Annotated in this window: 6 protein-coding genes; 4 read left to right on the top strand and 2 right to left on the bottom strand. The window is 42.2% G+C overall.

Annotated elements, in window-relative coordinates; translation table 11 throughout:
- The first annotated feature begins 108 nt into the window (after positions 1–108).
- The 4 genes from treP to AC52RT_RS10115 are packed head-to-tail and all read left to right on the top strand — an operon-like array spanning position 109 to position 4,517.
- Entirely contained in the window at positions 109–1,551 is a 1,443-nt protein-coding gene (gene treP / locus AC52RT_RS10130; RefSeq protein ID WP_495540632.1) for a PTS system trehalose-specific EIIBC component, read from the top strand.
- Between the two features lie 57 nt (positions 1,552–1,608).
- On the top strand, positions 1,609–3,273 hold the full coding sequence (treC, locus tag AC52RT_RS10125; RefSeq protein ID WP_495540631.1) for an alpha,alpha-phosphotrehalase: 1,665 nt from the start codon (positions 1,609–1,611) through the stop codon (positions 3,271–3,273).
- Between the two features lie 23 nt (positions 3,274–3,296).
- Entirely contained in the window at positions 3,297–4,007 is a 711-nt protein-coding gene (gene treR, locus AC52RT_RS10120; RefSeq protein WP_495540630.1) for a trehalose operon repressor, read from the top strand.
- A gap of 21 nt (positions 4,008–4,028) precedes the next feature.
- Positions 4,029–4,517, top strand: a complete 489-nt coding sequence (locus AC52RT_RS10115; protein WP_495540629.1) for a PTS sugar transporter subunit IIA — start codon at positions 4,029–4,031, stop codon at positions 4,515–4,517.
- A 96-nt stretch (positions 4,518–4,613) separates the two neighbouring features.
- Here the strand turns inward: AC52RT_RS10115 and AC52RT_RS10110 are convergent, their stop codons facing one another.
- On the bottom strand, positions 4,614–5,939 hold the full coding sequence (locus tag AC52RT_RS10110) for an amidohydrolase family protein (protein WP_495540628.1): 1,326 nt from the start codon (positions 5,937–5,939) through the stop codon (positions 4,614–4,616).
- Positions 5,940–5,960: 21 nt separating this feature from the next.
- A partial coding sequence (locus AC52RT_RS10105) for a hydantoinase/carbamoylase family amidase (protein ID WP_495540627.1) occupies positions 5,961–7,101 on the bottom strand: 1,141 nt, incomplete at its 5' end.

The raw sequence follows: 7,101 nt of genomic DNA, 5'->3' as shown, positions 1-7,101 counted from the left end.
ATGTTGACTAAGATGTATATACAAGATAAAATGAAAACGTAATCATTATTTGTATATACAAGTTGCGTAACATCGGTAAGCCAAGATAAACGATAAGGGGGGAAAAGCATGACCAAGTATCAAGAACCAGCAAAAGAACTCCTAGAAGCAATTGGCGGAAGTGAAAACATTTCCGTTGTCACACATTGTGCGACGAGAATGCGTTTTGTCTTAAATGATCCAGCGAAAGCAGATGTCGAACAAATTGAAAAAATCAAGCTAGTTAAAGGAACGTTTACACAAGGGGGACAGTTTCAGGTCATCATTGGCAATGAAGTATCGTCCTTTTATAATGAGTTTATTAAAATGGCAGGCGTAAGTGATACATCCAAAGAAGACGCTAAAATCGCTGCTAAGCAAAATATGAATCTCTTACAAAGAATTATTGCCCATTTAGCAGATATCTTTACGCCGCTCATTCCCGCACTTGTCGTTGGGGGATTAATTCTCGGATTTAGAAATGTAATCGGCGACATAAAGCTTTTAGAGGATGGAACGAAAACTCTCGTTGATGTCTCTCAATTCTGGTCTGGAGTCCATGGGTTTCTTTGGTTAATTGGTGAAGCCATTTTCCATTTCCTTCCGGTTGGTATTACTTGGGCGGTTGCGAGAAAGATGGGGGCCTCACAAATTCTTGGGATTATTCTCGGGATTACCCTTGTCTCTCCGCAGCTGTTAAATGCTTATTCCGTGGCAGAGGCCGCAGAAATTCCTTTCTGGGACTTCGGGTTTGCGACAGTGGATATGATCGGCTACCAAGCGCAAGTCATTCCCGCGATTCTTGCTGGTCTCGTTTTTTCCTTCCTAGAATTAAAATTACGTAAAGTTATCCCGAATTCGATTTCGATGATTGTGGTCCCATTTCTTTCCTTAGTTCCAACCGTTTTACTTGCCCACGTTGTTCTAGGGCCAATTGGCTGGTTGGCAGGTTCTTGGGTGTCTGACATCGTTTATTCAGGATTAACCTCAGCATTTGGTTGGCTGTTTGCTGCTATTTTCGGATTTGTTTATGCGCCGCTCGTTATTACCGGCTTACATCATATGACCAATGCGATCGACTTACAGCTGATGAGTGAATTCGGCGGCACCAATCTTTGGCCAATGATTGCTTTATCCAATATTGCTCAAGGCTCTGCTGTTATGGCGATGATTTATATTAATCGTAAAGATGAAGAAGAAAAACAGGTTTCGATTCCAGCTGCGATTTCTTGCTACCTAGGGGTAACCGAACCCGCTATGTTTGGGATTAATTTAAAATACGGCTATCCGTTCTTAGCAGCGATGATTGGCTCATTAGTAGCAGCCGTCATTTCAGTAGGAAGCGGAGTCATGGCGAACTCAATTGGTGTCGGCGGGATACCAGGGATTCTTTCGATTCAATCAGAATACTTATTAGTTTTCGCATTAGCGATGGTGGTAGCCATTATCATCCCGTTCATTCTAACTATCGTCTTTGCCAAAACTAAAATCGGCAAAATGTCATTCAAAAAATCAAAAACAGAAGCCGCTTAAACGAAGAGAAAGGGGCAACCCTTTCTCTCTACTTCTTAGAGAGGCAGGTATCCATTCATGCAGCAACCTTGGTGGAAAAAATCTGTTGTTTATCAAATCTATCCAAAGAGTTTTAACGATAGTACTGGAAACGGTATAGGAGATTTACAAGGAATCATTCAAAAACTTGATTACCTTACAAAACTCGGTGTTGATGTGATTTGGCTCACACCTGTCTATCAATCGCCGCAGCGTGATAATGGCTATGACATTAGTGACTATTATTCGATACATGAAGAATACGGGAGCATGGAAGACTTTCAGCAGCTCCTGACAGAAGCCCATGCAAAAGGCATTAAAATCATTATGGATCTAGTGGTTAACCACACCTCTACGGAACACGAATGGTTTAAGAAAGCCGCAGCTTCTACAGAGAATCCCTATCGTGATTATTATATTTGGAAAGACGAACCGAATAATTGGCTCTCCAAATTTGGCGGTTCAGCCTGGAAGCTTGATAAACAGACCGGCCAATATTATCTTCATCTATTCGACGAAACACAGGCCGATTTGAATTGGGAAAATCCGAAGCTGCGCCAGGACATTTACGAAATGATGCATTTTTGGTTTAAAAAAGGCATCGATGGCTTCAGACTGGACGTCATTAATTTGATTTCGAAGGATCAACGCTATGCCGATGATGATGGCTCCATGCTTCCAGGGGATGGCCGAAAATTTTATACGGACGGTCCTCGCGTTCATGAATACCTGCAGGAAATGAATAGAGAAGTTTTGTCTCATTATGAGGCACTAACAGTCGGCGAAATGTCTTCAACGACCATAGAGGACTGTATTCAGTATTCCAATCCCGCTAGAGCCGAATTAAGCATGACCTTTAACTTTCACCATTTAAAGGTCGATTACCCGAACGGTGAAAAGTGGGCAGTAGGTGAGATGGACTTTTTAGCACTGAAAAGGATTCTATCTACTTGGCAGACAGAGATGCAGCACGGCGGAGGCTGGAATGCGCTTTTCTGGTGCAACCATGATCAGCCGCGTATCGTTTCCCGCTATGGCGATGACGGCATCTATCACAAACAATCGGCAAAAATGCTAGCCACAACGATTCATATGATGCAGGGGACACCTTATATTTATCAAGGAGAAGAGTTTGGGATGACCAATCCTAAGTTTACGAGCATGAATCAGTATCGTGACGTAGAAACCATGAATCAATACCGAATGATGAAAGAGGCAGGAAAGACAGAGGAAGAAATCATCCCGATTCTTCAAGAAAAATCACGGGATAATTCAAGAACACCTGTTCAGTGGAACCATGATTCCCAAGCAGGCTTTACTTGTGGGACCCCGTGGATTCCCGTTGCAGCTAATTATCCAGAAATAAATGCTGAATCAGCGTTGAATGATGAAGAATCGATCTTTTATCATTATCAAAAATTGATTATGATGCGCAAAGAATACGCTATTATCACCGACGGAGCGTATCGTTTGCTTGAAGAAAACCACCCACACCTTTTTGTTTATGAACGAGTCTTAGAAAATGAAGTGCTGCTTGTCATCAATAATTTTTATAGTGAAATGGCAGAGCTAGTCATTTCAGAAGAACTGATCAGTGAGTATCAACATGAAATGCTGCTTGCAAATGTGGCGGAAGTTCCTGAATTGACCAAAAAAATCGACGTGGGACCGTATCAATCCTATGTCTATCATTTCAAAAAATGATATGATGAAATTGGTGATAACTGGTGAAAAATAAATTCACACAAATTTCTGAAGACATTGCTATCCAAATTAAAAACGGTGAGTTACTTGCCGGGTCACTCCTGCCTTCAGAAAATGAATTAGCAGACATGTATGATGCTTCAAGAGAAACGGTTCGAAAAGCACTGAAAATCCTTGCGGAAGATGGCTTTATTCATAAGGTTCAAGGCAAGGGCTCGATTGTGCTTGATGTCACTAAGTTTGATTTCCCAATTTCCGGACTTGTCAGCTTCAAAGAACTTTCGTCTAAAATGGGCAAACGCATCCATACATGGGTGGTAGAACTGGAAAAGGGACAACCTTCTCGTGACAGTAAAGAAAAAATGAAATTAGAAAAAGAAGATTTAGTCTGGACCGTAAGTAGGGTACGTGAAATTGAAGGAGAGCGGATTATTCTCGATAAGGATATTCTGGCGGCCAAATATGTGCCAGTGCTGACGAAGGAAATCTGTGAAAACTCCATATACGAGTACTTTGAAGCGGAACTGGGACTAGCCATTTCGTTCGCCAAAAAAGAAATTACTATTGAAATACCGACGGATGAAGATCGGCGCTATTTGGACCTTGAAGGATTCCACAATATCGTCGTGGTCAAAAACTACGTATACCTAGACGATACCAGCATGTTTCAATATACAGAATCACGCCATCGTCCGGACAAATTCCGATTTGTCGATTTTGCAAGAAGGAAATAGAGAATAGAGGAGGACAACAGCATGTTTTTCAAAAAGTCAAAAAAAGAAAAGAAAATAACCGTTCATAGTCCATTAAATGGGGAAGTCATTTCATTAGGAAATGTACCAGACCCTGTTTTCTCACAGAAAATGATGGGTGATGGGTTCGCCTTTAATCCAGTAAATGGAGAAATTGTTTCGCCCATTAACGGCAAGGTAACGCAAGTATTCCCAACGCAGCATGCGATTGGCATGGAAGCAGAGAACGGACTTGAAGCTCTATTACATCTAGGTCTTGATACGGTTGAATTAAAAGGTGAAGGCTTCTCTATCAATGTTAAAGCGGGTGATGTCCTAAAGGCAAACGACCCGATTGGGACATTCGATCTCTCCTATATCAAAGAAAAAGGCAAAGAAGTCATAACTGTCCTCGTATTCCCTAACTTTGATGAAAAAATTGCCGAAGTCGTCCCGTCAGCGGTAACGGAAGTAACAACAGGTACACAAATCGCTGAGTTGACCTTTAAATAATTCTGATACATACCTCCGTCTTAATGAGTGACGGGGGTTTTCTTTCTGCAGCCGCCCATCAGCTTGTCGAGATGATAGGGAGGCTTTTATAGTGCGTTAAAAATCATTCTTTTTCCATTTAGAAAATAAATTATTTACCTTTGTGACTATTTTCTTTTCGGGTATGTTCACCAGTTGTGATTTCTTCAAGATGAGCTTGCCGTCTACCAAGACTTCAGAAATGGCACTTGGCTGCATCGAATAGATGAGATTCGCAAACAGTTCATTGGTTGGAGAAAGGGATAAATCATCTAGATTTAATGAGACAAAATCTGCAGCTAATCCTTCTTTTAGTTCACCTGTATTCAGACGAAGTAAATGAGCGCCTGTTTTGGTTCCCATGTCGAAGACTTGTTTGGCATTGATGCATGTACCGTCCAGTGAGGTTACTTTTTGAAGTAAAGAGCACATCCGCATTTCTTCAAAAATACTAATTCGGTTATTACTGCATGCACCGTCAGAGCCAAGGGCAATAGGAACTCCTGCACCAGCTAATGCGGGGATGGGGGTAACACCGTCCGATAAAAACATATTACTAGATGGACAGTAGGCGAGACCCGAACCACGTTGACCAAGCAAGGTGACTTCTGATTCGTCAATCCATACTAAGTGAATAGCAATCATACTACTATCCAGGACACCCAGTGAATCAAGATAATGTACAGGTCGCTTTTTATAGGTTGCTAGTATTTCATTGACTTCGAACATTTCTTCAGCAACATGAATATGGAAGGGAGTTCCGAGTTCTTTTGCTAATGTATGACCAGCCTGGATCATTTCTGGTGAGGCTGCGTGAGGACTATGCGGGGCAGGATGAATATCGACCATAGAATCTCCTTGGTACTTGATGGCAAGTTTTCTTGTGCGGGCTACCGCATCATCAATACTTTCTATGTAACTTTGAGGGGCACCAGCCCAGTCATACATCGTACGTGCCATGACGAAACGAATCCCCACATCTTTTGCGGCACGAATAACGGCTTCATCGTTCGCTGTCCCGCCGTTATGCACGTAGAAGAAATCACAAACCGTTGTTACTCCGTATTTCACCATTTCCCCAAAGGCAAAAAGAGCACCCGTGTAAATCGCTTCCTCATCTAATAAGGGGGTGTATTTGTATAGAGCTTGATCACGCCACTCTAAGAAAGGTTTGTCTACGGCAATCCCGCGAAGAAGACTCTGAAAGGAATGGTTATGTGCATTTACGGTGCCTGGTACAATCGCCTTTCCAGTCCAATTTTCAATAGAAGCTTGGGGATAGAGGGAAACAAGTTCTTCTTTAGATGACACTTTTGTAATCATGCCATCGGTCACAAGCAAGCCCAATTCTTTTTGAAATGCATCGTTATGATATATATAGTCAGCGAGATATAAGGTTTGCATAGGGAGCACCCCTTTCTTTTTTTATAGGTCCTGATCTAGTTTAAAAATAGCCTGGAGTAAGACATTCGCAACTTTTTCAATGTCTTCAATCGTGCTATATTCTTCAGGACAATGACTTTTGCCGTCAATACTTGGCACAAATAGCATCCCAGCTTTTGTGATGGAGGAGAGGTGAGCAGTGTCATGTCCGGCCATGCTTCCTAAGAGCAGATACGTTTCATCTGGGGGAACGGATTGTACGAAAGTGTTGATTACGTCTTGATCCATTTGGGCAGGTGCTTGATCTAAAATAATTTTTCGATGGATGTTAATGGGCTGATGTTCAAATAATTTATGAAGTGTTTGATCTAGTTGAGCAACTGTCTTACGAATTCTTTCTTTCGTATTACCGCGTACTTCCATGAGTAATTTCACCTCATTTGGAATGATGTTTGGTGCCCCAGGTGAAATAACAAATTGACCGATTGTACCAACTACTTCTTCTGCTGGGTCAAGACGAAGGATTTCTTCGAAGGCGACGACGAATTTTGACGCTTCCACTAGTGCATCAATTCTTTCGGTCATAAGCGTCGTTCCGGCATGGTTGGCTTCTCCGATAAAGGTGATTTCTTCCCGGTATATTCCCGTTATTGCCGTAACAATTCCAATTGGAATGCCCTTGTTTACCAGTCGTTTACCTTGCTCGATATGCACTTCAAGAAAAGCGGCGATAGCCTGAGGAGAAACTTGTGCCGTTTCAATCTGTTCAATAGACCCTCCAGCTGAAGCAAGTGCTGTACGTAATGGAAGACCAGAAGGGGTTTGCACATATTCAATATCTTGTTTTTTGAGTCTTCCGGTTACGACTCGGCTGCCAAATGTAGAGAGATTAAAGGGATTGGGCTCTTCAGCAGTGAAGGACACCAAGCTGATAGGGTGGGTAGTTTCTATGTTCGATTCAATTAGTGTTGTCAAAATTTCTAACCCGATAAGAACGCCGAGCGCGCCATCATATTTTCCGCCGTTTGGAACCGTATCGAGATGAGAACCGATTGTAATCGGGGCTAATAATGAATTCGCTGCTAGGGTGGTCCAAATATTTGCGGCAGCGTGCACCTTAAAGGGAAGCTGTAAGGATGTTAATTGCTGCTTGAACCATTCTCGCGCTTCTAAATCAAATTCG

Source organism: Peribacillus sp. (assembly GCF_059453735.1).
The sequence above is the reverse complement of the archived record's forward strand: the minus strand, read 5'-3'. Positions and strand labels throughout refer to the sequence as shown.

Bases quoted from the DNA above. Each gene is read 5' to 3' on its own strand.
- treP (WP_495540632.1), top strand. From the start codon at position 109: ATGACCAAGTATCAAGAACCAGCAAAAGAACTCCTAGAAGCAATTGGC.
- AC52RT_RS10110 (WP_495540628.1), bottom strand. From the start codon at position 5,939: ATGCAAACCTTATATCTCGCTGACTATATATATCATAACGATGCATTT.
- treC (WP_495540631.1), top strand. From the start codon at position 1,609: ATGCAGCAACCTTGGTGGAAAAAATCTGTTGTTTATCAAATCTATCCA.
- AC52RT_RS10115 (WP_495540629.1), top strand. From the start codon at position 4,029: ATGTTTTTCAAAAAGTCAAAAAAAGAAAAGAAAATAACCGTTCATAGT.